The organism is Campylobacter sp. RM12654 (assembly GCF_020137585.1).
In the GTDB taxonomy this organism is placed as follows: Bacteria; Campylobacterota; Campylobacteria; order Campylobacterales; family Campylobacteraceae; genus Campylobacter_E.
Window position 1 is genome coordinate 1 of record NZ_JACGAR010000059.1, and the last position, 1,383, is coordinate 1,383.

Consider the following 1,383-nt stretch of genomic DNA (forward strand, 5'->3'; position numbering starts at 1 on the left):
TCTTAGCGTTTATTGTGCCAACATTACTAATATTTCCAGCTTCATCTTTAGCTACTAATTCTAATTTTTCACCATCTTTTACATCATTTAATGTTGCTTTAAAGTTACCATCAGCATCAGCTTTTACTTCAGTTTTATCATTTATTGTTACCGCTGCATTTGGCTCTGTTTTACCTTCTACAACATAATTACCATTTAAATCTGGAGTTCCTGTTAATTCTCCTAATAATGGAGCTGTAGTGTCTATTGTCGTTGTAGCAACATCAGATACTATTTTATCATTTACATTATAAGTTACTTCTACCTTAACTTCTCCATCTTTTTCTGGAGTATAAGTAGTTGTAAATGAGCCATCTTTATTAAATGTAACATCAACAACTTTATCATTAATTTTAACAAGAGCTTTATTTTCAACAAATTCAACAGCATTTCCATTAGCATCAACTGGTTTAATTGTTCCACTAATTGTAAGAACCTTATTATTATTTAAAGTATTTTCAACATTAACACCATTGCCTGCAATTTCAACATCAACTTTAGCATCTACTTCTTTACTTGCATCTTCTAATATAGTAACAACATCTGCTTTACCTTCAAATTTAACTTTAATTAAACCAATATTATTACCAATAATATTCGCATCAAGATTGATTGTAAATGTGCCATCTGCATCAATGTGTCCAACAACCTTAATATCATTTACAACGCTATTTAATATATTACTTTGAATATCAAATTCGTAATCTCCTGCTACGCCTTGATAATTTTCTAATTTACCTTTAAGCACTAAGCTATTGCTATCAACTGTTGCTGAATGATCTTTTATAGTATCATCACCATTTACTTCTGTAATAACAAGTTTATCAAATACTGGAGCTACTGGCTTATCTTCAGGTTTAACTTCTGGAGTTACAACATCAACTGGTTTATCATCTGTATTATCAGGAGTAGCTGGAACATAAAATATATTTGCTGTATCGCTTACGCTACCTATACTTAATTTAATCATTCCTTGTTCGTTATTTACAACATTAGAATCCATTGTAAATGTAAATTCACCATTAGTATTTACATAAGCTGTAACTTTTTGCTCTAAACCTGCATTGTTTAAATTGCTATTTACTGTAAATGTGTATTCGCCTTCTTTACCTTTGAAGTCATCTAATTTAGCAGTAATTACTAATTTTCCTTCACTAACTTCTGCTCTATCATCAACTGCTGTATTATCACCATTGATTGAAGTAATAAGAATATCTGTAAATAGTTTGGTAGCAGGGTTTAATGGGGTAGATGGGATAACATTATCAACTGGTTTATCTTCAGGAACAACTGGAGTTGGTTCAGGTTTAACTTCAGGTTGAGTATTATCTTCAGTTTTATCTT

General features: G+C 30.6%; 1 protein-coding gene. It reads right to left on the bottom strand.

The genetic code is table 11. From position 1 onward, the window contains the following. Positions 1 to 1,383, bottom strand: a 1,383-nt coding sequence (locus AVBRAN12654_RS09290) for an Ig-like domain-containing protein (RefSeq protein ID WP_336614373.1), incomplete at both ends; no start/stop codon positions are given.